Origin of the sequence: Streptomyces sp. NPDC058683 (assembly GCF_042716195.1) — a bacterium.
GTDB lineage: Bacteria > Actinomycetota > Actinomycetes > Streptomycetales > Streptomycetaceae > Streptomyces.
Genome location: NZ_JBHXSK010000024.1, coordinates 139,436 through 162,751, shown reverse-complemented (window position 1 = coordinate 162,751; position 23,316 = coordinate 139,436). Strand labels below are relative to the sequence as shown.

Genomic DNA, 23,316 nt, shown 5'->3' with positions numbered 1-23,316 from the left:
CAGAAGGGGATCACTTGCCGCGCAGGGCCGATGTCGTCTTGCCGGTGCGTTCGCGGAGGAGTACCCGCAGGGTGTTGGGGTGTTCGTAGCCGACTTTCCGGGAGATGGCCTCCAGGGACATGTCGGTGGAGCGCAGCAGGTGACAGGCGCGCTCGATTCTCAGATCCTGGACGAACCGGATGGGAGAGGTCCCGACACTGCGCTGCACGGCGCGCTGCAGGGTCCGTTCGCTGACGCCGATGGCTTTGGCCGCCGCAGGGATGCTGATGGGGTCGGTCAGACGCTCGCGGGTCCAGAGTTCGAAGGCGGCGACGGTGGGATCGCACTGTGCCAGAGCGCTGGGAATGGTGTACGCCGCCTGTGACGGGCGTTCGTCGATGACGAGGTAGCGGGCGACGATGTCGGCGAGGGCGGGGCTGCCGGCCCGGACGATCGCCAGTGCGAGGTCGACGTGACCGAAGGCCGCGCCGGCGGTGGTGATGCCCTCGCTGCCGATGACCATCTGGCTGTGATCCAGGTGGACCTTGGGATACCTGTCGCGGAATGCCGGCGACAGCCACCAGGTGGTCGTCGCGCGCAGCCCGTCCAGCACTCCCGCCTCGGCCAGGAGGAAGGTGCCCGCGCATGCGGAGGCGATGGTCGTTCCACGGGCACGGGTCCGGGCGATCAGGTCGCGGACGGGCAGGGACTCGTCGCCGCCGACATGGTCGAGCAGCGCCGAAGGATCGCTCTCCGCCGGCGCCGGTACGACCAGCAGGTCCGCCGTGTCCGCGTGCGCGAGCGGTCTGGGCGTCACGAGGAGCCCGGCCCCGGTGTGCACGGACGGGGCGGCGCCGACCATGGTCACGTTCCAGGTCGGCGGCTGGTGGATCTGCCCGCCCAGCGCGTTGGCGTTGTTCAGCACGTCGAGGACCGCCGCGAGCCCGGAGTCGAAGACCCCGTCATAGACGACGACTGCTACTTGCACGGCGGGAACCCCATCCTTTGTGATGTTCCTGAACTGCACATTCCACGACCGCCCCCGCACCGTCCGGGAGGGGCCGCCGGATACTGCCGGGGGCCGCCTCCCGGACGGGGACGGGGAACAACCGTGAATCACCGGGTCGATTCGGTTTTCCCGCGGTGGATGGCTGAAGTCAGGTTGTGGGCTGGGCTTCGATGACGGCGAACGCCCCGGCGGTACTCACTTTGACCCGCTGCAGGCCGGCTGCGGTGAACAGGGCGTCGAATTCGGCGATCTGGCGTTCCCGGCCGCCTGTCATGCCGAGCATGTTCATATCCATCAGAGGGGCGAGCCCAGGCACTCCGGCCTCGCCGACCAGGTGGTCGACCACGGCGATACGGCCGCCGTCGGTCAGCGATGCCCGGCAGTTCTGAAGTATGCGGACGCAGCTCGCATCGTCCCAGTCGTGGAGGATGTATTTGAGTACGTAGAGGTCCGCGGCCGGAACCGAATCGAAGAAGTCTCCGCCGAGGGCGGTGAAACGCCCCTCCAGTCCCTCGGCCTCGGCCGCTTCCGCGGCGGCGGGGACGATGTGGGGCAGGTCGAAGACCCCGCCGTCGAGTTCGGGGTTGGCCTTCATCATGGCCCGGATGACGTCACCGCCGGCTCCGCCGATGTCCAGGGCGAGGGTGACGTCCTTGGTGTCCAGCACGGCGGCGATGTCGAGGGCGGAGGCGTGTGACAGGTTGCTCATCGACTCGGTGAAGGAAGACGCTTCGTCGAGGTGCTTGGCGAAGTAGTCGAAGATGTTCTCCTCCCCATGGGCCGCGGTCACCTGGTGCCGGCCCGTGCGGACGGCATCGGGGAACCTGCCCCACGGCAGCCAATGGCCCGGTGCGGACTGGGAGATGGCGAAATGCCGCAGCGAGTGGGGGTCGTCGTGCCGCAGCGTGCTCAGCAGGGACGTGCCGGTGAAGTGACGCCCGTCCTCGGAGGTCATCAGGCCCAGGGAAGCGCAGGTGCGCAGCAGGCGGCGGGTCGCGTCGGGATCGGTGGACTCCGCCTCGGCGATCGCTTCGGCGGTGTCGGCTCCGGCCGCGAGGTGGTCCGCGAGGTTGTACAAGGCGGCAGCCCGAACCGTCTGGGTGACCCAGAAGCCCGTGACCATGCCCATCATGCGCTCATAGTCCTGAGCCTCCGCCGAGCGGGCCGGCGACGGTTGTGCGCTGGTCAAATCAATCTCCTCTACTGGGCGACGGCATGACGCCGTCGCGAACTGGAGCCCAGCACAGTCGGTTCGTGCCGGGCCCGGTGGCCTGCGAGCCGGAAGCGGGTCCGGTGAGGGTGCTGGTGAAGCAGGCCGCGTAGCCGGCGGCGAGGAGCTGTTCGGGATTGGTGCCCTGGCCGTTGCCGTCGAGACAGCGTTCATGGTTCCTGCTGCTTCCTCTGACGGTCCAACTGCTGTTCCCAGGTCCCGACTTGGCTCCGCGTCGGTCAGGAGACCTTGGTCCCCAGCAGGTCGACCGGGGCGACCACCGGGGGCGCGCTGAGCTTCGTCTGTGCGGCCTCGCCCAGTGCGGCGGCGATCCGGCCCGTCAGGTGCGCCTGGCGTCCCTGCTCGTCCTCGAAGGTGTCGAACACTCCGAAGGTGGTGGCGTTCTCCCGGAACGAGAACCACGTCACGGTGCCCTGCTCCTGCTCGGCCAGCTCCTGCGCGCCGCGCAGCAGGGCCTCCACCTCGTCGGCGTACTCCGGCTTCGCCTCGATGCGTACCAACAGACCGACCTTCATGTGTCCACTCCTCGCTCACGAACTGCCGGGCTCCCGGCGCACAACGAACGTACGGTGACGGCCCGTCACCACATCAGCGGCAGAAACGACACGGTTGATAGGGTTCCCGTCGCGCGGGTGGGGGTGTCGTCGGTCATGGGGCGAGGCGCCGTCCAAGGAACTCATCCGCTCACGGTCCGGCCAGGCGACGCGCGTACTCCCTCAGGGATCGCGGTGGTGATCTCGACCAGGAATTCCTTCATGGTCCGTCTCCGCCACTGCGCAGGGCGCCCGGGTGTGGTGCTTCCCCGATGACCATGCGCCCCGCCGCACTGCGCTCGCCAGGACGGCCTTTCTCCCTTCTGATAGGCGCCGGCTTGCACCGCAGGTAGTGGCGGTGGACGGCTCCGCACCGGAGGGAACGACCCTTTGACGTGGGTACACCCGGCCGCTTACCGTCAATTAGGCGACCGGTCGACTAGTAACCGAGTGCCCTGGCCGTCCTCAACGAGGGGCGGCACCCTCGCCGTCGCCTCCACACCCGGCTTCTGCGAGATCAAGCGGATGACGGGAACGCTATCTCCCTTGTCGCTTCTGCCGCTGATGCGGTCACGGGCGGTCACCGTAAGTTCGTCGTGCGCCGAGCAGCCGGCGGTCCGACAGCACAGATGGCCGGACCGGGTGGCGCACAGCGTCGATGGTCTCCGACCGCGGCAGGAGAGGAACGTGAGTAAACATCACCACAGGCAACCGAAAGCGCGCGGACAGCGCGGGCGGCGTAACGCTGGGTCGGCGCGGCATCCTCGGAGGCCTCGCGGCCATTCCCGTTCTGTACGGACTCGGCGCGGAGGCCTCCCCTGCGTCGGCCGCTACGGCGGTGCGGCGGGGCGGCGTCCCGACGGCCGCCGGTGAACTGATGCACGGTCAGGAGCGGCGGTACCACGCTCCGCTGCTCACTCCGGGAACCCGTCTGGTGCTGCCCGCAGGCGTCAAGGCCGTGCCCGTCCAGGACTTCTACAGCGGTCCGTACCTCGCGTCGGCCCAGTCCGCGTGGCCGTACCTGACGGCCACCGACGGCACGACGGTCGACGCGTCGATCGTCCCCGAACGCCGTGCCCCCACCCGTATCGGCGTCCTGAGCGGGTTCGCCGAGGGCTGGTACGAGGTCCACCACACGAGCGGGAGGACCGACCGCGTGACGTGGGATGCCCGCGAGCTCCCGTTCCTTTGGTTCTACGGCGAGTTCGGCGGCACGAACGAGGCTCCGTACCGCAACTGGTTCTACACGCTCGCGCTGCAGCCGTTTTCCCGTAACCCGTACTCCCGCAACGCCCGGATCCGCTAGGAGCACCATGTCCCACCACTTCGACTACCCGGAAGACGAAACGCTGGACATCAGCGACGCCTACTGCTTTTCCGGGGCCGGCGACCGTCATGGCCCCCGCACGGTGTTCGGGATGAACACCTCGCCGACGTACGGCAAGCCCTGGAACCCCGCGGGCTACTACGAGCTCAAGATCGACACCAACGGCGACTACGTCGAGGACATCACGTACCGGGCCACCTTCCCGATCGGCTCCGACGGCACGCAGTACGTTCAGGTGGAGCAGCTCACCGGTACGGCGGCCACTGACCGCAGTGCCTCAGGCACGATCATCACGCCCCCCGACGCCCCCGTCGGAGAGGTCGTCGAATGCCGTGACGGCATCAAGCTCTTCGCCGGGCAACGCCGTGACCCGTTCTACAACTTCATCCCCTTCCCCGTCGCGACGACGAAGGCACTGGCGACCGGCACCTTCCCCGACTTCGACGCACTGCGCCCCGCCCACGACGACTTCGCGAACACCAGCGTCAGGTCCTTCGTGCTCGAGGTGCCCGTCTGGATCACGGGCCGCGGCCGGGTGCACTTCTGGGCGACCACCGCGTACTTCGACGAGGGTCACAACGCCTGGGCCCAGCTCCAGCGCGCCGCTGAGCCCAACATGACCACCTTCTTCGACTTCGCCCATGGCTCGGCGCACGTCGACTACAACGCCGGCATCCCCACGGACGACCTCAAAGGCAGGCCCGCCCACCCCGCAACCGATCCCGCCTCGGGAATCTGGGGTCAGGTGCGCGACAACATCGCAGCGGTCGTCGAGGCCGGCGGAACGTACGGCCACCGTCCCCACAGGTTCCCCACCGCCCGGGCCTACGGCGCGTGGGCGGCGGACCATCTGCTCCCGAACGTCCTCTCGTTCACACCCGGCACCGTCGCCGACTGGGATCCCTGGTGCGGCCTTCACAACGGCAAGGGCGTGCGGGAGGACATCGCGTCCAACGTCATCAAGATGATCGTGAACCAGGACTTCTCCTCGGGACTCGTGCACGGGCCGCTCCTCGATCACTTCCCTTACCTCTCCGAGCCGCCGGCCTCCTGACCCGTCGCGGTGGTCGCCGAGTACCGGTACGCCTTCCCTCGCTTGATCCCCCCAGGGGCCTCCCTACGCGTTCTCGCAGCGCTGCCGTGCCGCGAGGAGTGCGATGTCGTCCTCGCAGATTCCGCTGGTCAGCTGGGTCAGCAGGGTGTCGACCAGGCGCTCCAGGGAGCCGTCCGCCGGCAGGCTCAGCTCCGTGAGGCCGCGGATCGCGTCGTCGATGTCCGTGCCGCGCTGTTCCACCAGGCCGTCGGTGTAGAGCAGCAGGACCGCGTCCGGCTCCAGGGAGAACGTTGTCATCTCGTAGTCGCCGAGCTCCGTGCCGAGGGGCGGTCCGGCGGTGAGGTCCAGGACCTCGGCGCTGCCGTCCGGGCGGAGGACGACGGGTGGCAGATGGCCGGCCGTGGACGCGGTACAGGTGCCGTTCTCGGGGTCGACGAGGACGAGCAGGCAGGTGGCGACCCGGTCGAGGCCGATCCGGGCGGCCCGGCGGTCCGCTTCGCCCAGCATCTCGTCGACGGGCAGGCCGGAGGCGGCCACGGTGCGCAGCACGGAGCGGTACTGGCTCATCGCCACCGCCGCCTGGAAGCCGTGCCCCATCACGTCGCCCATGACCAGCAGGGTCCGGCCGCCCGGCAGGGCGACCGAGTCGTACCAGTCGCCGCCGACCAGCGCGCTGCGGCCGGAGGGCAGATAACGGGTGGCCACCTCGACGCTGGGGTGCGGGCGGTCCGGCTCGGAGAGCAGGGCACGCTGGAGCTCCAGGGTCATGGTGTGCTCCCCGGTGTAGCGGCGGGCGCTGTCGATGGAGGTGGCCGCGCGGGCGGCGACGCCCTGGGCGGTGAGGACGTCGTCCTCGCTGAAGGGGGCGGAGTCGCCGCCGCGCAGCAGCATCACGGTGCCGACACTGCGGCCGGCCGTGGGCAGCGGCACGATCAGGACCGAGTGCATGCCGGCCGTGCGGAAGATCTTCACGTATTCGGGATCCGGGTTCACCTTCTCCAGGAGTTCCTCGGAGGCCATGTTGCTCAGCCACGGCCGTCCGCTGTCCATGCAGTTGCGGGTGACCCCGCCCCGGGGAAGGTCGACGTACGGCTTCGGGCCGTCGAGTCCGTGCAGGTGCAGCTGCACCTCCGGCGCCGCCGTGAGCTTCATCTTGCGCAGCCGCAGCACTCCGGGCGGCGGCGGGGGTGCTCCCAGGAACTCCTCCTCGACGATCCCCACCGCGGCCACGTCGGCCAGCGACGGGGAGAGGAAGTCGGCCAGTTCGGCGCAGGTGGTCTCGACGTCGAGGGTCGTGCCCACCCGGGTCCCCGCGGCGTCCAGCAGGGCGAGCCGCTGGTGTGCGGTCTCCAGGTCGTCGAGGTACTGGCGCAGGTTGCTGACCTCGACGCCGATGCCGCACACGCCGATGACCCGGCCGTGGGACTCCAGCCGGTGGAAGACCGAGCGCCAGATCCTGCGACCCACGGGTGAGGGGACCAGCGTGTTCCCGGTCACGGTCACCTCACGCGGCTTTCCGTCCGCCAGTACCTCGATGAGGACGTCGTCGGGTGTCTGGACGTCGGGCAGCACCGAGCCGAACTTCTTGCCGAGGTAGCCGTCGGCGGGGACCCCGGTGACGGCGGTCCAGGCCGGGTTGACGTAGGTGTACCGCAGATGCTCGTCGACGATGACGACCGGGGCGGAGGTGCCTTCGACGATCTGCCGCAGAAGGCCGTACTCACAGGGCCTGCCCACGCCGTCGACGTGGGATTCCGGTGTCATCGCCGGCGCAGTGTCCGTGGTCTCGGTGAAGAGCCACGTCGGCGGGAGTCGTTCAGCGTTCACCTGGTCTCTCCTGACCGTCCGGGCCTGGGCGGTCCCTCTCCCATCGTGTGCGGTGGGGTGGTGGGGCGCATCTCCAGGCCCGGACGGTGTGACCCGTCAGTCAGGCGGTGACCGTCTTCGTCGCCTTGCTGGTCGCCGTGCCGTCCTTGTGGCCCGTGCGGTGGGCCGTGACCTTCACGGTGATCTTCTTGCCCTTCTGGGCCGACTTCAGGGTCAGCGTGGACTTGGTGGCCCCGCTGATCGCCTTGCCGTTCGCGTACCACTGGTACGCGTACGAGGTCGCCGCCGGGCTCCAGGTGCCGTGCGCCGCCGTCAGCTTCTTGCCGACCTTGGCGGTGCCGCCGACCGTCGGCGCCTTGGTCGCCTTCGGCGCGTCCCCCTTCGCGACCGTCACCGCGGCGGAGGTCGCCGCCCCGCTCAGCCAGCCGCTCTTGACGGCCGTCACGGTCACCGTGAGCTTCTTGCCGAGCAGGGCCGCCGGGACGGTGTACGACGCGGCGGTCGCCCCGGAGATCGCCTTGCCGTCGGCCTTCCACTGGTACGTGTAGGAGCCCGGGGTCGCCGACCAGCTCCCGGTCGTGGCCGTGACCTTGGCGGCGACCTTGGCCGTGCCGGTGATCTTCGGGGCGGCCGTACCGGTCAGCTGGGGCGGGGTCACCGTGAAGGAGCCGCGCGGGTACTCGCAGCACGTGGTGAACACGCCGGCGTTCCAGGTGCCGGCCGCCGCGCCCGTCAGGTCCAGGGTGGCCGTCACCGAGCGGTTGTCGGCGGCGACCGAGTCGGCCTTCGCGGAGACGGTCTTGCCGGCGAGGCTCAGCCGTACCTCGGTGTTCGGGCCGAGGGCCGTACCGGTGACCGTGACCTTGACCTTCGTGCCGCTCACCCCGGTGGCCGGGCTGATCCCCGTGACGCTCACCTTGTCGGTGCCGCACAGGGTGGACGAGCAGGCCAGCCGGGCGCTGTAGGCGGTGCCGGACGTGGTCTCGGGCAGGCCGAGCAGGAACACGGTCGGGGTGAGCGCCGTGGACGAGCCGAGCGTGGCGCAGTCGTAGCCCTCGCCGTCCTCGCCGATGTAGCGGGTGCAGCCGTTGCGCCAGGACGTCGTGTTGTACAGCGCCGGTACGGCCTTGGCGGCCGCGCCGGTGGTGTCCTTGATGTCGGCCGAGAAGCGGTCGAGGCCGGCGGTCGGCAGGACCGCGCAGACGGCGCTGTGCGCCTCGTCGAGGGTGCCGGTGACCGGGCCGTACCCGTAGGACACGGACGGGACCCTGGTGCACTCGGGTGCGGGGCCGTCGGCGGTCGCGATGCGCAGGGCGTCCAGGTGGTACTCGGGGGCGGCCTTCAGGTCGGCCGGGGTCTGGACGAGCACCTGGTGGGTGGTGGAACCGGTGACCGCGCAGGGGCTGTTGCGGTAGGAGCACTCGGTCTTGCCGTCACCGCCGATCACCGCGATGTTCGCCGTGCCCAGCGCGTCCCGCACGTTGACGTGGACGACGTCGGTGGCGGCCGGGGTGGTGACCTGGACGCAGTCGACGGTGCCGGCGGCGCCGGCCGTGCCCTTCACCGAGGGCCCGCCGACCTTGGCCGCGGCGGTCCTCGTGCAGCCCGCCGAGGCGGCGGTGGCGGTGACGTCCCGGCGGGTCAGGGTGTAGGCGGCGGCCTGGTCGCGGCCGGTGACCAGCACGGTGTGGGCCATGCCCGGGGTGAGCGAGCACACCGTCCAGCCGCTGGTGGCGGGGATGTGGTCGCAGACCTTCTTGCCGGTGGCGTCCAGCACCGAGAACCGCGCCGGTACGGCGCCGGAGGTCGCGGTCAGCTGGAACAGCTCGGTGCCGGTGTGGGCGTCCGCCGGGATGCTCAGGCACCGGGAGAAGACGCCGTCACCGGTGGCGAAGGTGGCCTCGGCGCCGTCGGCGGTGAAGCTGCCGGCGGGCAGGACGGGGCAGTCACCCGCGGCGTCGGTGCGGTACAGGGCGAGGGCGTAGGGGCCGGTCGCGCCCTCGGCCTGGTTCTCGGTGTGCACCAGCGTCCGGTAGGGCGCGGTGCCGGTGAGCGCGCAGTTGCCGTCCGAGATCTCCTGCGCGGTGCACTGGGCGGTGCCGTCCCGGTCGAGGACCTCCAGGCGGGCCCCGACACCGGAGGAGACGAGCGGCCTGAGGACGGCGATCCGGGCGTTCTGCGGGGCGGGCAGGGTCAGGCAGTCGTACTGGCCGGGCGTGCTCAGCTCGCCCTGGTGCAGGCCGTACCCGGTCGCCGTGCAGCCCGCGTCGGAGGCGCGGTCGAGGACGACCACGCTCTGGCGGGCGGAGCCCTCGGGGATCGCGGTGTAGGTGCCGGCCGCGGGCACCCGGCACGGGTCGGTGCCGCCGCTGCACACGGTCTTGCCGTCCGTGCCGTAGACCGGGACCGGGCCGGTGGCGCGGTCCTCGTTCACGTAGTGGACGGTGTACAGGCCGGCCTTGTCGCTGGTGAAGGTGTAGCAGCCGCCGACGGTGAGGTCCTGCGGGTCCAGGGCGCCGTAGGGGCGGACGGGGGTGGTGGTGCAGCCCTGGGGGTCGTTCAGGCGGCGGGCGGTGACCGTGTAGTCGGCCGGGAAGCCGCCGTCCGTGGAGTCCACCTGGGAGATCACCCGGTAGGGGCCGCTACCGGGCAGCACACAGCTGGTCTCGCCGTCCTCCGGGAAGTGCGGGCAGATCCGGGCGCCGGTCGCGTCGGTGAGCCACGCGGTCGCGCCGCCGTAGACCCGGGTGACGGCGGTGAGCCGGATGCGCTCGCCGGGCCGGGCGTCGATGCCCTGGCAGTCGACCTCGATCGGGCTCACGCTGGTGCGCGTGGTGAGCGGCTGGTCCCAGTTGGTGCCGGCGGCCTCGAAGCAGCCCGGCGTGGCCGAGCCGAGCGGGACGACGGTGACCTGGGCGTCCTCCGGGTCCACCCAGCCGCTGTTGACGACCGTGAGGGTGTAGGTGCCGGCCGCGGGCACCTGGCAGCGGCCCTGCTCGGAGTACTCCTCGTCGTAGCAGTCCACCGGGGTGCCGTCCGCGGCGGACAGCTGGGTGTACGCCTCGTGGTGGCTGTCCTCCAGCGACACCATGTACAGGCCCGCCTCCGGGGCCGTCACGGTGAAGCAGGCCGTCTCCTGGGCCGGGACGGTCACCTTGCCGACGGCGTCCCCGGGGTCGCCGAAGGACGCGAGGGCCAGTGGCGCGCACACCGGGTCGTCGGCGCGGGCGGACCCGGCGCCGGTGAGCGTGAGCAGCGAGGCGAGCAGGGCGACGACGAGGACGGACACGGCGGTGAGCCGCCCGGGTCTCGCCGTCGTGCCGAAGGTGGTGCCGGTCGCGGAGTGCACCGTCAATTCCCCCCTGGAATACGAATGTTGGGGCGATGTTCGCACACAGGTGTGACACAGCCTCAACGGGTTTCCAGGGGCGTCCGCGCCCCACGGTGCGTCAGTGGCGTCCCGCCACCCGGTCCGCGACCCTCGCCAGCCGGGACGACTCGGCGCTCGGGTGGAGTCGTTCGCGCTGGTCGGCGGCGCGGTAGGTGGCGTACATGCCCTGCACGCCGAGCCACCGGAACGGCTCCGGCTCCCATTTGCGGACCTTGTGGTTCACCCAGGGCAGCTCGGTCAGGTCGGTGCGGCCGGCCTGCCCGGAGTCGAGCTGGACCAGGTCCCGCAGCGTGCGTCCCGCGAGGTTGGTGGTGGCGACACCGGAGCCGACGTAACCGCCCGCCCAGCCGAGCCCTGTGGAGCGGTCGAGGGTGACGGTCGCGCACCAGTCGCGCGGGACTCCGAGCACCCCGGACCAGGCGTGCTCGACGCCCACCCCCGCGAGCGCCGGGAAGAACCGCACGAGGATCTCCCGGAGGGCCTCGATCGTCGCCTCCTGCGTCCGGCCGTCGTTGTCCGTCCGCGACCCGAACCGGTACGGCACCCCGCGCCCGCCGAGCGCGATCCGCCCGTCGGCCGTGCGCTGGGCGTACATGTAGGCGTGCGCCATGTCGCCGAGGGTCTCCAGCCCCCGCCATCCCACCGACTCCCACTGCTGCTCGGTGAGCGGCTCGGTGGCGATCATCGAGGAGTTCATCGGCAGCCAGGTGCGCCGCTGCCCCTTGAGGTTCGCGGTGAAGCCCTCGGTGCAGCGCAGGACGTAGGGGGCACGGACCGTGCCGTAGGGCGTGACGGCGTGCCGCGGCCGGATCTCCGTCACCGGGGTGGACTCGTGGATCCGCACCCCCAGCGCCTCCACGGCCGCCACCAGCCCCTTCACCAGCTTCACCGGGTGCAGCCGGGCCCCGTGCGGGGTCCAGGTCGAGCCGACCGCGTCGGCGACGCGGATCCGCTCCCGGGTCTCCCCGGCGCCGTACAGCTCGCGGTCCTGCTCGCCGTACGACAGCTCGTGCTCGTGGAAGGCCCTCAGACGGGCCAGCTGGGCCGGGGTGGTGGCCACCTCCAGCACCCCGCCCTTGTGCAGATCGGCGTCGATCCGCTCGGCCGCGGCGACCGCCACGACCTCGTCGACGGTCTGGTTCATGGCCTTCTGCAGCCGTACGGCGGCCTCGTGGCCGTGCAGCGCGGCGTACCGGTCGCGGCCGGCGATGCCGTTGTAGAGCCAGCCGCCGTTGCGGCCGGAGGCGCCGTAGCCGCAGAACTTCTGCTCCAGGACCGTGATCCGCAGGAAGGGGGCGGCCTTCTTCAGGTAGTACGCGGTCCACAGTCCCGTGTACCCGCCGCCCACGATCACCACGTCCGCGGTGGCGTCCCCGTCGAGCGGCTCCCGTACCGCAGGGAGGCCGTCGTCCGCGTACCAGAAGGAGATGCCGCCGTTGACGACACTGCTTGCCGAGCTGCTCATGGCCGGACGTTAACTCCTGAGGGCGGCCAGTGTCTCCTTCGGATTCCATGCTTTTCCACGGCCCCTGACCAGCGGATAGCAGGCGAGACCGATCAGTGTGGCGACGAAATGCCCGAGGTCGGTGAAGGTGGGCGACTCGGTCAGCGGCAGCCCGTAGACGAGCAGCACGACCGCGACGTACGGATACCGCCAGGGCGTCACGATCCGGTACGCGAGCACCGCCATCACCCCGGCCAGCGCGTAACTCACCCCGATGTCCAGGGTGTTGACCGCGGAGTACGGGGCGATGCCGTCATGGATGCCCTTCAGCAGCGCACCCTCGCTGATCAGGGTGGCCAGCACGTGCGCGGCCACGCACACCAGCAGCCAGCGGGCGGTACCGAGCCAGCGTTCCGCGGGTGCGTGGAAGACGGTGTAGAGGAAGGCGTACGGCACCCAGTGCCCGCCCGCGATCCACATCGCGCTGGCGACCAGCACCCGCACCGGGTTGTCCGACAGCTCACGGATGTTGGTGGACCGCTGGCGCAGGAACTGCTGCTCGAACTCGGGTGACATGTGGTGCAGCGCGACGGTGGTCACGAAGAGAATCGCCAGCCAGACGTATGTGCCGGGGGCGCTGCGGACATACGCCCACGCCTTGCCGCCGAGCTCCCGGAGAATTCGCATGAGGCGATTCACGCACGGCCGTGACGTCATATGGATGATTGACATTCCGGAGGGCCTGATCGCGCAGCGCGAGCGGTACGGCGGGGAGGAGGGCCGCGCCTTCGTCGCCTCGCTCCCCGGGCGTGCCGAGCGGGTAAGGGCTCGTGAGGGTACGTCGTCCGGCGGCTGCGCCACTGTGGTGGCTGGTCGCGCGGTTCCCCGCGCCCCTCGGTCTCGGCGCGTCCGGGACGGCCATCGGCCGGGCGAGCCGGTCAGGGTTCCAGGACCACCTTTCCGATCGTCGCCCGGTTCTCCAGGGCCCGGTGTGCGGCCGCCGCCTCGGCCAGGGGGAAGCGCGTCAGCGCGGGCCGCAGCCGGCCGTGGGCGGCCTCGGCGAGGGCGCGGAGTTCGAGGGTGCGGAGCGGGTCGGGGCCGCCGGCCCGGCCGAGCATCGCGGGCCCGAGCACGGACTCCGACAGCCCCTCCACGAAGGCACCCCCGCCGCCTCCCTGGATGCCCTCCGACGACCAGCCGAAGACGAGGTGCCTCCCGTCCTCGCCGAGCAGGGCGACGGCCTCCCGGGCGACCTCGCCGCCGACCCCGTCGAAGACGACGGTGACGGACCCGAAACGGGCGCGGACCTCGGCGGGCCAGCCGGGGTCGGTGTAGTCGAGGGCCAGGTCGGCGCCGGCGGCCCGGACCCGGGCGGTCTTCTCGGGGCCGCCGGCCAGGCCGATCACGGTGGCGCCCGCGTGGTGGGCGTACTGGACGAGCAGCGTGCCGATACCGCCGGCCGCCGCCGGGACGAGGACCACCGACTCCGGCCCCAGCTCGACGAACTGCAGGATGCCCAGCGCCGTACGCCCCGTCCCGATCATGGCGACGGCCTCGGCGAAGCCGAGGTTCTCCGGGATCTCGTGCAGCCGTTCGACCTCGGTGACCGCCAGCTCGGCGTAGCCGCCCGGCCGGAAACCGAGGTGGGCGACCACGCGCCGCCCGAGCCACAGCCCGTCGACGCCGTCGCCGAGCGCCTCGACGGTCCCGGCGACCTCCCGCCCGGGGATCGTCGGCAGGACGGTCGGCCGGGGCGCCGGGCCCTGGTGGCCCGCGCGCAGGGACGTGTCGAGCAGATGGACACCGGCCGCGGCGACCGCGATCCGCACCTGCCCCGGACCGGGCACCGGGTCCGCGGTCTTCTCGTGGACGAGGTTCTCGGCAGGCCCGAAGGCGTGCAGGACGATGGCGTGCACAGGGACTCCCCCCAGGTACGGGATGCAGGGACCGGCTGACAGCGACGGGATGGCAGGGACGGGATGGCAGGGACGGGATGGCAGGGACCGGATGGCAGGGACGGGATGGCAGGGACGGGATGGCAGGGACCGGATGACCGGGACCGGATGGTCCGACGGGTCGACTCTTCGACCTCAAGCACGCTTGAGGTCAAGGGCCGGCCGCCCCCGGGCCCGCCTTCCGTTGTCAGTGGTGGGCTGCAAGATGGGGGCATGGCGAGGACAGCGGCCGGTGGGTCCGGCGGTGGCAAGGTGAAGGGCGCGCGGCGGCCGGAGGTGCGGCTGCCCGGGCTGGAACCCTGGAGCGGCGGCGAGCTGGAGCCGGACGGGGACTACGACGGGCTGGAGTTCCGGGAGGCGGACTTCGTCGGGCAGGACGGCGCGGGCGCCCGGTTCATGGACTGCGCGCTGACGGGCTGCGCCTTCGACGAGACGGGACTGCGCCACGCCCGTCTGCTGGACACGGTCGTCACCGGGGCGAGAGGCGTCGGCACCAACCTCTCCGACGCGACCCTGCGCGACGTCGAGCTGGTCGACGCCCGCCTGGGCGGCACCCAGCTGCACGGTTCCGTGCTGGAGCGCGTGGTGATCCGCGGCGGCAAGATCGACTACCTCAACCTGCGCACGGCCAGGCTCAGAGACGTGGTCTTCGAGGGCTGCGTCCTGGTGGAACCGGACTTCGGCGACGCCGTCCTGGAGCGGGTGGAGTTCATCGACTGCACCCTGAAGGGGGCCGACTTCACTGGGGTGACGATGAAGGACGTCGATCTGCGGGGCGCCGCGTCCCTGGAGATCACCAGAGGGGTGGAGCGACTGGCCGGGGCGGTGATCAGCATGTCCCAACTGCTCGACCTGGCACCGGTGCTGGCCGTGCAGCTGGGGATCCGCGTGGAGGGGTGAGCCCGGCCGGCCGCGGTGCTCAGTCCGAGGGCGTGGCCGCGGCCGCCTTCCGCAGGCCCAGGTGGTCGTCCGGGTCCTGGAGCCGGTCCCGCTGGGCGGCCAGCATGCGGCGGACCACCGGTTCCGGCATGCGGACCACCACCGGCCGGGGCAGGGTCAGCTCCCGCACGGCGGTGCCGGTACGGCCGGGGCGCACCCGGTTGCTCACCCTCGCCACCACCCGCACGTCCAGCGTGAACTGCACGAGGACCGACGCGGACTTGGGCTTGTGCAACGGCATCGAACCCGACGCGTTCACCGCCGCGTCGGCCGCGCCGCCGGACCCACCGGCGTTGCCCATCAGCTGGTTGAGGCGGAACTCGTCGGCGTTGAGCAGCCCCGCGCCCGCCAGGCCGCGCGCCGACCTGCCGTGCTCGGCGGAGCTCTGGCCGTCCGTCTGGGTGGGCCGGGGCGCGTCCAGGTGGCTCTGCCCCACCGTCTCGAAGGTCATCTTGTCGCCGACGCCCAGCACCCGCCCGTCCCGCAGCCGCGCGTGCAGGGACGCCCGCAGGTCCTGGCCCGCCGCTCCCGTGGCGTGCACCGGCGGCAGCTCCGCCCCGGCGGAGGTCAGCAGCGGCAGCGCCGCGATCAGCCACTCGGTGGAGACGGCCTCGGTCAGGGTGTACGCGGCGGCCTGGCCCTTGGTCCGGAAGCGGTCGCCGCCGCCCGCCTCCCCGACCGCGGAGCTGACCAGCTCCCGTATCTGCGGGGCGCCCTGGAAGCCGTTCACCTGCGCCTCCATCGGCAGCCGCACACCCCCGGAGCGCCAGGCGCCCAGCGCGGCCGGGCGGTCGCCCTGCGGGCCGGGAGCGGGTGCCACCGGCTGGTGGCGCGGTGCCGTCAGCCGGCCGAGGGCGGCCAGGTCCTTCTCCAGCACGCGGTGGGTCAGTGCCTGGCGGCCCAGGGAGACCAGCGCCAGCCGGCGGTCGCCGCGGTGCAGTTCGAGGGTCGCCTCGATGGGCACCCGCATCTTCGACGACTTGGCGGTCTTCGCCTCCGCGACCGTCTTCATGCCGAGCTGGCCGCGGCCGGCCGTGCCGGAGCGCCGCGAGCGGCCGGAGCCGACGCCGAGCCCCGCCGCCCCGCCCATGCTCTTCAGCTGCCCGGCGCCGCCCTCCGGTTTGCCGGAGCCGGCGAAGATCCCCTCCGCGCCGGTCGCCACGCCCTCGTCGTGGGAGGTGGCCTGCTGGGCGACGGCCGCGGTGATGTACTCCAGGTCCCGGCCGTCGTCCGCCGCACCGTCGTAGGCGCCGTCGGCGAGCCGGTTGACCTTGAACACCGCCCAGTACGGGGTCTTGCGGCCGTCGAACAGCTCGACGGTCACCCCGCCGTCCATGGCGCCGGAGAGCAGTCCGGCGCTGCCGTCGCGGTCCAGGACGCGCAGCAGCCGTTGCACGTTGTCGTTGCGGTCGGCCAGTTGCCGCCGGGGCAGCAGGTCGTCGGCCAGGCTCTGCTGCCCGTTCTCCGCGAGGCGGGTACGCAGCCGGGCCAGCAGCGGCACGAAGTTCGGCAGGTTCTCGATCATGCCGAAGCCGAGGGGCAGCGTGCGGGCGAAGGACGGGCCGGTGGCACGCGGCGCCGCGGACGTGGTGGAGCCGGCGGCGGTGGTCCCGGCGGTGGTGGATCCGGCGGTGGTGGATCCGGCCGTGTCCGTCGTACCCGTGGCGCGGGTCTCTTCCCGGGCCCCTCCCCGGGTCTCTCCCCGGGCCCCTTCCCGGGCCTCGCGTTCGGCGCCCGCGCGGGAGCTCTCGGCCGGTCGTCGCCCCTGCCGGGACGACGACGGCATCGTCGTCGGCGCCGGTTCGGGGTCGAGTTTCAGCTGCCTGCGGATCGATGCCGGCAGCTGCGCCTCCGTCAGCCACACCGCCGCCTCGGCCGGCAGGGTGCGGCCGGCCGTCGCCACGTAGGGGCCGCCGCCGGTGACCTTGACCTCGGCGACCATGCTGACGAGCAGGTCGCACTGGACCAGATAGAGCGGCGCCTTCTTCGGGGTGTGGGCGTTGCGCTCGACCGTGCCGGACAGCGCCGCGGACCGGGCGTCGCCCTCGCTTGTGGTGCGGCTCCCGGACAGGCCCTGGCCCAGCCGCCACTCGGGGCCGTTCTCCGAGCCGGTGGCGCCGACCTGCCAGGTGCTGGTGGTGCCCTGCCCCTCCTGGCCGGCGGCCTGGTGGCCGCCGAGCACGAAGGTCTCCGTGCCGGGACCCGCGCCCCGGTGCAGGAACTTCGGGTTGGCCAGCGTGAGCCGGGTGCCCACGGCCCCGTTCAGCGCGGCGAGCCGCCGCGGATAGCGCAGGTTCTTCACCACCCACCCGGAGGACGCGGCCTGCCGCAGCGCCGCCGTGACGGCCTGCGGGCCGAACCGCTCCTCGATGGCCAGCCGCGGCGCGAGCCCCTCCGCCTGGAGCGCGGGATCCTCGCGTACGCCCTTGTTGCGGGCGGCGGCCCGGGACAGCAGCTGGAAGGCGAGGTCCCGGACGGCCTGTCCGTCGCCGACCGTCTCCACCAGCTGCCAGTCCCGCAGCGCCTGCCCGGCGGACGGCCGGGGCACGAGCGTGGCCAGGTCGCCGATGCCCTCGGCGGTGACGGCGTGGTCGGGCCGCGGGGTCTGCGCCCGCCGCCGGTCGCCCACCGCGTCCTGCCGCCGCTTGCCCTCCTCGTCGAGGGTGAACTCGGTGGGGGTGACCAGCCGTACGTCCTGCTCCTCCAGGTGCAGCCCCGCCATCGGCCGGGCTTCTGGCGCGTCCTGGCCCGGGGAGCCGGGGGTGAGGGCGCGGCCGAGCTTGCGCTGCCGGGAGGTCATGGTGACGTCGACGTCGAGGCGCAGGGCCGCCCCGAAGGTGCTGGCCTTCTCGGAGCCGTTGGTGAGGACGTCGGTGCGGGTGGTGGGGCCGGCCTGGTTGCGGCGGGTGCCGGTGCGGTGCCTCTCGTAGCGGGCCGAGCCGGTCAGGATGCCGGGGACGATCCTGGCCTGCCCGAGCACGAGACCGCCGATCGAGCGTGAACTGCTGCGTCCGCTCTGCGCGTTGCCGGTGACACCGGAGTGGCTGCGGACCAGCCAGTCGTCGGTGTCGCCGAGGTAGCCGGTCTCGCGGAGCTGCCCTTTGACGCGGAGCTGCACGTCGTGCGCGTGCAGGGTGGTCTTGCGGCGCAGCCTGACCCGGATGCCGGTCGAGGTCAGCTGGTCCTTGTTGACCCGCAGGTTGGTCTCGGACAGGGCGGCCATCAGCTCGCGGTGGTTGCGCCGCTGGAGCGCGGCCTCCTCCTTGCCCGGCGCGGAAGCCACCGCGTCCGTACCGAAGGAGGGCAGGTAGCCGGCCAGCCGGGGATCGGTCGCGAACAGCTCCTGTACGGCCCGGACCATGGGGCCGGTGTCGAGCCGGCTGAGGGCGACGCTGGAGCCCATGGCGCCGAAGGGGAGGTGCCGTTCGACGTCGACCTCGTTGCCGTTCTCGTCGGTCCGCTTGGGCTTCTCGATGAATTCCTTGGCCTCCACGCCGGGCGGCAGCGGCAGCCCGAGCGACTGTGCCTCGTCGGCCCGCAGGCTCATCCACACCCGCATCGCGTGCCGGGCGACCCGGGTCCCGGGGCGCAGGATCATCTGGGCCGAGCGCGGCCCCGTGCCCTCCGCGGTGAACTGGACGGTCGCGAGGTAGAGCACCTTGTCGCCGCGCACCTCCGCACCCTGGCGGCTCGACACGGTCTGCTCGGCCACCGTGAACCGCGCCTTGCGGGCCGCCGCGACCGGCATGGCCGTGGCCCGTACGACGGCGGCGTTCCCGACCGCTCCGACGCCGATGGCCGGGCCCAGGCCGCCGGTGACGGCGCGCCCCTTGCCCGCGCTCTCGGTGACCGTGTGCTGGGTCTGCTGATGGGTGCGCAGCTGGGTTCCGCCGGTGCCCCAGGCGGGCGACATGCCGGTGATCTCGGCGTGCAGGCGGTAGCTGCCGACGCTGCTGCCGTCCTTGGACGCCAGGTCCTCGCCGGTGACGCCGTCGCGCAGCAGCCGGGGCATGTCCTCCAGGACGGTCGCCGTGGAGGTCGCCTCGTAGAGCCGGGCGCGGCCGGGGGCCCCGGCCGCGGTGAGCGAGGGGTGCAGGACGGCGGCCACCGCGTCGAAGAGCCCGCCGCCGCCCTGGTGCGGGGCCGCGCTGTCGGTCACCGCGACCGGGGCCATGGAGTCGGCGAGCGAGACGCGCCGGGCGGTGTCGGCCTGGAGGGGCTGCGGAGCGGCGGGCGCCGCGGTCCCGGCCGGGACGAGGTGCTCGGTGGGCACCCGCTGGGTGAGGGCGCCCGAGCCGTGGAAGACCTGCTCGGCCGGGGCGCCGTGCTTCTTGATCCGTACCCCGTACCGCACCTTGCGCGGCGCCTCGACCGAGCCCTTCTCGCTGCGCAGCACCCGCGGTTCGGCCACGTTGCGCTGGCTGCGGGACTCCCGCGAGGACTGCCAGGGTTGCGCGTTGGCCAGGCCGGCGCCGCCCAGCCACAGCCCCGGTACGACGGGCGCGAGCCCGAAGGCCATGCCGCCCAGGCCCTTGCTGGACCCGCCGCTCGCGGTGGTCGCGACGGTGGTGGCGGTGTTGTGCTGGACGTCGACCTTGGTGTCCTTGCCCTCGGCCTCGTCCACCGCGGCGAGCGGTGCTCCGTCCGGGTCCGGCACGGTGTTCGCGAGCAGGTCCTTCGGGTGGAAGACGGGCGGCCGGTCGTCGGGGGCGCGGGAGACGGTGACGGTGACGTCGAACCACTCCTTGCCGGTCTTGCCCTGGACGGCGAAGGCACGGCCCTGCCCGTAGAACGACTCGGGGCGCCCGGCGAGCTCGGCGCCGATGTCGGCGACCGTGCCGTCGCCGTGCCCGACGACGGCGGCCACCGCGTTCGTCACGAACTCGTGCCCGGTCAGCCCGTACGCCGTGGACAGCCCGGCGGCCTGGAAGTCCATCAGGTACGGCGGCAGCACGAGCCCCGGCTCGGTGCGCTCCTCCTCGACGGGGGCCACGGCCGCCACCGGCCGGCTGCGTACCGCCGACGGCCGGGAGACGCCCTTCCCCTTCGCGTCCCGCAGCGCCTGCGTGGTGGCCGCGTTCCCCGCGGTCCCCATGAGGGCGAGCATCGCCTGTTCCGTGGGCCCGACAGACGTGGTGGGCCCGACGGGCACGGTGGAGCCGACGGGCGTGCTGGCCCCGATGGGCTTGGCGGTGACCGGTACCGGGGGAGAGGCGTCTTTTCCGCTGTCGCCTGCCTGTCGCTGCGTCCGCACGGAGTCAACGTAAAGGCGGCCGGGTCAGGCGGGACGCCTTCCGTCGACTCCCGCCCCACTTGTCACTCCCGGCTCTTCGGGCGGTCAACGTCCGTACATCCGGGCGTCGTTCGGCGGCCCGGGAGGTCAGGAGACTCTCGGGAAACGGGCCTGGAGCGTCCAGATCGCCGGGTTGTCGGCCAGGCCCTCGTGCATGTCGGTCAGGTCGGCGAGCAGGTCGTGCAGGAAGTCCCGTGCCTCCCGGCGCAGTTCGCGGTGGGAGAAGGTGAGCGGAGGCTCCTCGGCGGGCATCCAGTCGGCCTCGACGTCCACCCAGCCGAAGCGGCGCTCGAAGAGCATGCGGTCGGTGGACTCGGTGAAGTCGAGTTCCGCGTGCTGGGGCCGGGCGGCCCGGGACCCCGCCGGGTCGCGGTCGAGCCGTTCCACGATGTCGCACAGCGCCCACGCGAAGTCGAGCACCGGCACCCATCCCCAGGCTGTGGACAATTCCCGGTCCGCCTTGGTGTCCGCGAGGTAGACGTCCCCGCAGAACAGGTCGTGGCGCAGCGCGTGGACGTCCACCCGCCGGTAGTCGGTCTGGGGCGGGTCCGGGAACCGGTTGGAGAGGGCGTAGCCGATGTCGAGCACGTCGTCGATGGTGTCATGGCGTCCTACGATCACGTGCGTGCCCCGATCCGTGCTCGTTCTCCCGTCCGCCCTGCTCTGCCTAACACTGGCGCTGGCCGCGTGCGACGGCGGGGTCCACGGCACCCCGGGCGGCGCGGGCCTGCGCGACCCGTACTTCCCCAAGGCGGGCAACGGCGGCTACGACGTGAGCCACTACGCCCTGGACATCGGCTACGACCCCGCCACCCGCCGCCTCACCGGCACCGCCGTGATCACCGCCCGGGCCGGCCAGGACCTGTCCGCCTTCGACCTCGACCTCCGAGGACTGCACGTCGACTCGGTCACCGTCGAGGGCAAGGAGGCCCGCTGGAACCGGGCCGGCCAGGAGCTGACCGTCCGCCCGCACGACGACCTGGACAAGGGCGAGACCTTCGCCACGACCGTGCGCTACTCGGGCCGCCCGGAGACGATCACCGACCCCGACGGCTCCAAGGAGGGCTGGCTGCGCACCGCGGACGGCGCGCTCGGCCTCGGCGAGCCGGTCGGCGCCATGGCCTGGTTCCCCGGCAACCACCACCCCTCCGACAAGGCGTCGTACGACATCACGGTCACCGTGCCGAAGGGCCTCCAGGCCGTCTCCAACGGGGAGTTGAAGAGCGAGACGACGAAGAACGGCCGTACGGCCTTCGTCTGGCACACCGCCGAGCCGATGGCGAGCTACGTCGCCACGGTCGCCGTCGGCCACTACACGGTCACCCGCTCCACCCTCTCCGACGGCCTGCCGGTGTACACGGCCGTCGACCCGACGCAGGTGCAGGCGAGCCGGGCGGTGCTGGCGAAGCTCCCCGAGATCATCGAGTGGGAGGCGTACAACTTCGGCCCCTACCCCTTCTCCTCCACCGGCGCGATCGTCGACCGCCCGGCCGACGCCGGGTACGCCCTGGAGACCCAGACCCGGCCCGTCTTCCCCGGCGCCCCGGACACCGAGACCCTCGTCCACGAACTCGCCCACCAGTGGTACGGCGACTCCGTCACCCCGAGGACCTGGCGGGACATGTGGCTCAACGAGGGCTTCGCGACCTACGCCGAGTGGCTCTGGGCCGAGGACCACGGCGGCCCGAGCGCCCAGCAGACCTTCGACAAGACCTACGCCACCCCCAAGGACGACGCCACCCTCTGGGGGTTCCCGCCCGCCAAGCCGCCGAGCGCCGCGTACATCTCGGAACCGCCGGTGTACGACCGGGGCGCGATGGTCCTCCAGAAGATCCGCCAGAAGGTCGGCGACGACACGTTCTACGACATCATCCAGGGCTGGGCCGCCACCCACCGCCACGGCAACGCGGACACGGCCGAGTTCACCGCGTACGTCGAGAAGAAGGCCCCCGGCAAGGACTTCTCCCTCATCTGGAAGGACTGGCTGTACGGCGACGGCAAGCCGCCCCGGCCGTAGGCCCGGTCACCCCTGAGCCGTACCCAGCTCCTTGCGCAGCACCGCGCACGGACGCCCGAGCTGACGATCCGGGCGATGCCCGATCACCTCGTACCCGAGGGCCGTCCAGAAGGCGAGCCCCTTCGGGTTGTTCTCCAGCACGGCGAGCCGGAGGGCGTCCCGTCCCGCCGCCCGGAACCTCTCCTCGACGCCCTCCGCGATCCGCCGCCCGTACCCCCTGGCCCGTGCCGCCGCGTCCACCATCAGCAGCCCGATCCACGGATCCGGGTCGGCGGGGTCGGGATGCCGGGCCAGCGTGACGACCACCCCGACCAGCCGCCCCTCGGCACGCGCCAGCAGCACCTCCACATCCGGGTTCGCCAGCTCGTCGGCCAGCGCGCCGGCCACCTGCTCCGGCCGGATGTCGTCCGGATCCGGAAAGTCACCGCTGAGCGCCTGGAACTCCCGGTCGGAGGCGTACAGCGCGGTGAGCTCGGTGAGGACCGGGGCCGGGATGTCGCGGTCGGGGGTGAGGGGGAGAGGGGCGAGGATCATGTCGGCAACCTATCCGGCCCTACTGGCCCGCAGGCGGGTAGCGGGGCAGGCCGCTCACGTACGTACTGCCCTCAGCGCCTCTTCAGTGATCGCGCGCAGTTCGCGAAGGGCCTCTCGGGCGATGACCGGATCGTCGTGTTCCAGATCGTGCTCCGCCTGGGCGTAGCGAGCGGACAGGTCTCGCCGGCGAGCGATCTCGATCTCCTTGGCCCAGATCAGCACCCAGCTCTGCACCGGGCTCAGGGACTGCCACTCGACGGCCTTGGCGAAGGCCTCGTCCTTCGTGGCCTGCATCTCATCCAGACGTCCCGGCGCGACGACGGCAAGGGCCGCACGCAGGGCATCCGGCGTCAGCTCGGGCCGGGGGATCAGCTCGCCTCCGGGGCCGACCTCGGCGTTCATCGTGCCTTCCGGACGCTCTGATCAGGGCTCAAGCGGAAGTGCGGGCTGTTCCGCGGCCGGTCCCAAATAGGTGTACTCGGTGGACCGCGCGATACCCATGGAGTCCAGCTGCTGCCGGAACCGGACCCGGAAGTGGAGAGCGCCGCCGTCTGCGTCCGGCCCGGTCAGCCGCAGTTGGAGTTCCTCTTCGAGCAGAGCGTTCGGTGCGTACTCGCGTGCTGCCGCCAGTCGGCTCGCCCGGTGTTCCGCCTCGATCTCCTCGTCGTCCCGTTCCTCGGTTCCCCATGCGTCCAGGAGACGGGCAGCGCGTTGGGACGCGGCCTGGTCGCCTCCAAGGAGCGCGCGCCTGCGCTCACGCCAGCTGTCGCCGGTCACAGTCGC

General features: G+C 72.1%; 17 protein-coding genes and 1 pseudogene. 4 read left to right on the top strand and 14 right to left on the bottom strand.

Features of this window, described 5'->3' with window-relative positions; translation table 11 throughout:
- Positions 1-10 precede the first annotated feature (10 nt).
- The 4 genes and pseudogenes from ACFWXC_RS26730 to ACFWXC_RS26715 form a co-directional block, all read right to left on the bottom strand.
- On the bottom strand, positions 11-967 hold the full coding sequence (locus ACFWXC_RS26730) for a GlxA family transcriptional regulator (protein WP_384482652.1): 957 nt from the start codon (positions 965-967) through the stop codon (positions 11-13).
- A 169-nt stretch (positions 968-1,136) separates the two neighbouring features.
- Positions 1,137-2,177 carry a methyltransferase gene (locus ACFWXC_RS26725; RefSeq protein WP_384482650.1) on the bottom strand — a complete coding sequence of 347 codons (1,041 nt, stop codon included), beginning with the start codon at positions 2,175-2,177 and terminating at the stop codon, positions 1,137-1,139.
- A gap of 106 nt (positions 2,178-2,283) precedes the next feature.
- Positions 2,284-2,361 (bottom strand): annotated as a pseudogene (locus ACFWXC_RS26720) (OsmC family protein); the annotation flags it as partial.
- Positions 2,362-2,437: 76 nt separating this feature from the next.
- Complete coding sequence (locus ACFWXC_RS26715; protein WP_351737011.1) at positions 2,438-2,734, bottom strand: antibiotic biosynthesis monooxygenase; 297 nt, start codon at positions 2,732-2,734, stop codon at positions 2,438-2,440.
- Between the two features lie 895 nt (positions 2,735-3,629).
- Here ACFWXC_RS26715 and ACFWXC_RS26710 point away from each other — a divergent pair.
- Positions 3,630-4,058 (top strand): hypothetical protein, encoded by a 429-nt coding sequence (locus ACFWXC_RS26710; RefSeq protein ID WP_384482648.1) that lies wholly within the window; start codon positions 3,630-3,632, stop codon positions 4,056-4,058.
- A gap of 7 nt (positions 4,059-4,065) precedes the next feature.
- Positions 4,066-5,133 (top strand): hypothetical protein, encoded by a 1,068-nt coding sequence (locus ACFWXC_RS26705; RefSeq protein WP_384482646.1) that lies wholly within the window; start codon positions 4,066-4,068, stop codon positions 5,131-5,133.
- Between the two features lie 63 nt (positions 5,134-5,196).
- Here the strand turns inward: ACFWXC_RS26705 and ACFWXC_RS26700 are convergent, their stop codons facing one another.
- The 5 genes from ACFWXC_RS26700 to ACFWXC_RS26680 form a co-directional block, all read right to left on the bottom strand.
- Entirely contained in the window at positions 5,197-6,960 is a 1,764-nt protein-coding gene (locus ACFWXC_RS26700; protein ID WP_384482644.1) for a SpoIIE family protein phosphatase, read from the bottom strand.
- A 100-nt stretch (positions 6,961-7,060) separates the two neighbouring features.
- The gene (locus ACFWXC_RS26695; RefSeq protein WP_384482643.1) at positions 7,061-10,309 is read right to left on the bottom strand and encodes a Tat pathway signal protein; all 3,249 of its coding nucleotides are present in this window, start codon (positions 10,307-10,309) and stop codon (positions 7,061-7,063) included.
- A 100-nt stretch (positions 10,310-10,409) separates the two neighbouring features.
- Positions 10,410-11,816, bottom strand: coding sequence for an NAD(P)/FAD-dependent oxidoreductase (locus tag ACFWXC_RS26690; protein ID WP_384482641.1), 1,407 nt, complete (start codon positions 11,814-11,816; stop codon positions 10,410-10,412).
- A gap of 9 nt (positions 11,817-11,825) precedes the next feature.
- Positions 11,826-12,482 (bottom strand): rhomboid-like protein, encoded by a 657-nt coding sequence (locus tag ACFWXC_RS26685; RefSeq protein WP_384482639.1) that lies wholly within the window; start codon positions 12,480-12,482, stop codon positions 11,826-11,828.
- 251 nt (positions 12,483-12,733) lie between these two features.
- Positions 12,734-13,711, bottom strand: coding sequence for a zinc-binding dehydrogenase (locus ACFWXC_RS26680; RefSeq protein ID WP_384482637.1), 978 nt, complete (start codon positions 13,709-13,711; stop codon positions 12,734-12,736).
- A 252-nt stretch (positions 13,712-13,963) separates the two neighbouring features.
- Between ACFWXC_RS26680 and ACFWXC_RS26675 the strand changes: the two genes are divergently transcribed.
- A complete protein-coding gene (locus ACFWXC_RS26675) occupies positions 13,964-14,650 on the top strand; it encodes a pentapeptide repeat-containing protein (RefSeq protein WP_384482635.1) in 687 nt (228 codons plus the stop codon).
- A 19-nt stretch (positions 14,651-14,669) separates the two neighbouring features.
- Here the strand turns inward: ACFWXC_RS26675 and ACFWXC_RS26670 are convergent, their stop codons facing one another.
- Both ACFWXC_RS26670 and ACFWXC_RS26665 read right to left on the bottom strand, forming a co-directional pair.
- On the bottom strand, positions 14,670-19,943 hold the full coding sequence (locus tag ACFWXC_RS26670) for a hypothetical protein (RefSeq protein ID WP_384482633.1): 5,274 nt from the start codon (positions 19,941-19,943) through the stop codon (positions 14,670-14,672).
- A gap of 126 nt (positions 19,944-20,069) precedes the next feature.
- Positions 20,070-20,570, bottom strand: a complete 501-nt coding sequence (locus ACFWXC_RS26665; protein ID WP_384482631.1) for a hypothetical protein — start codon at positions 20,568-20,570, stop codon at positions 20,070-20,072.
- Here ACFWXC_RS26665 and ACFWXC_RS26660 point away from each other — a divergent pair.
- Positions 20,560-21,999, top strand: coding sequence for a M1 family metallopeptidase (locus ACFWXC_RS26660; RefSeq protein ID WP_384482629.1), 1,440 nt, complete (start codon positions 20,560-20,562; stop codon positions 21,997-21,999). The genes ACFWXC_RS26665 and ACFWXC_RS26660 overlap by 11 nt on opposite strands.
- A 6-nt stretch (positions 22,000-22,005) precedes the next feature.
- Here ACFWXC_RS26660 and ACFWXC_RS26655 read toward each other — a convergent pair whose 3' ends face one another.
- From ACFWXC_RS26655 to ACFWXC_RS26645, 3 genes are read right to left on the bottom strand one after another with little or no spacing between them, the layout of a single operon-like run.
- Entirely contained in the window at positions 22,006-22,533 is a 528-nt protein-coding gene (locus ACFWXC_RS26655; protein WP_384482627.1) for a GNAT family N-acetyltransferase, read from the bottom strand.
- A 54-nt stretch (positions 22,534-22,587) separates the two neighbouring features.
- On the bottom strand, positions 22,588-22,935 hold the full coding sequence (locus tag ACFWXC_RS26650) for a hypothetical protein (protein ID WP_384482625.1): 348 nt from the start codon (positions 22,933-22,935) through the stop codon (positions 22,588-22,590).
- 21 nt (positions 22,936-22,956) lie between these two features.
- Entirely contained in the window at positions 22,957-23,310 is a 354-nt protein-coding gene (locus ACFWXC_RS26645; RefSeq protein WP_384482623.1) for a hypothetical protein, read from the bottom strand.
- Positions 23,311-23,316 lie beyond the last annotated feature (6 nt).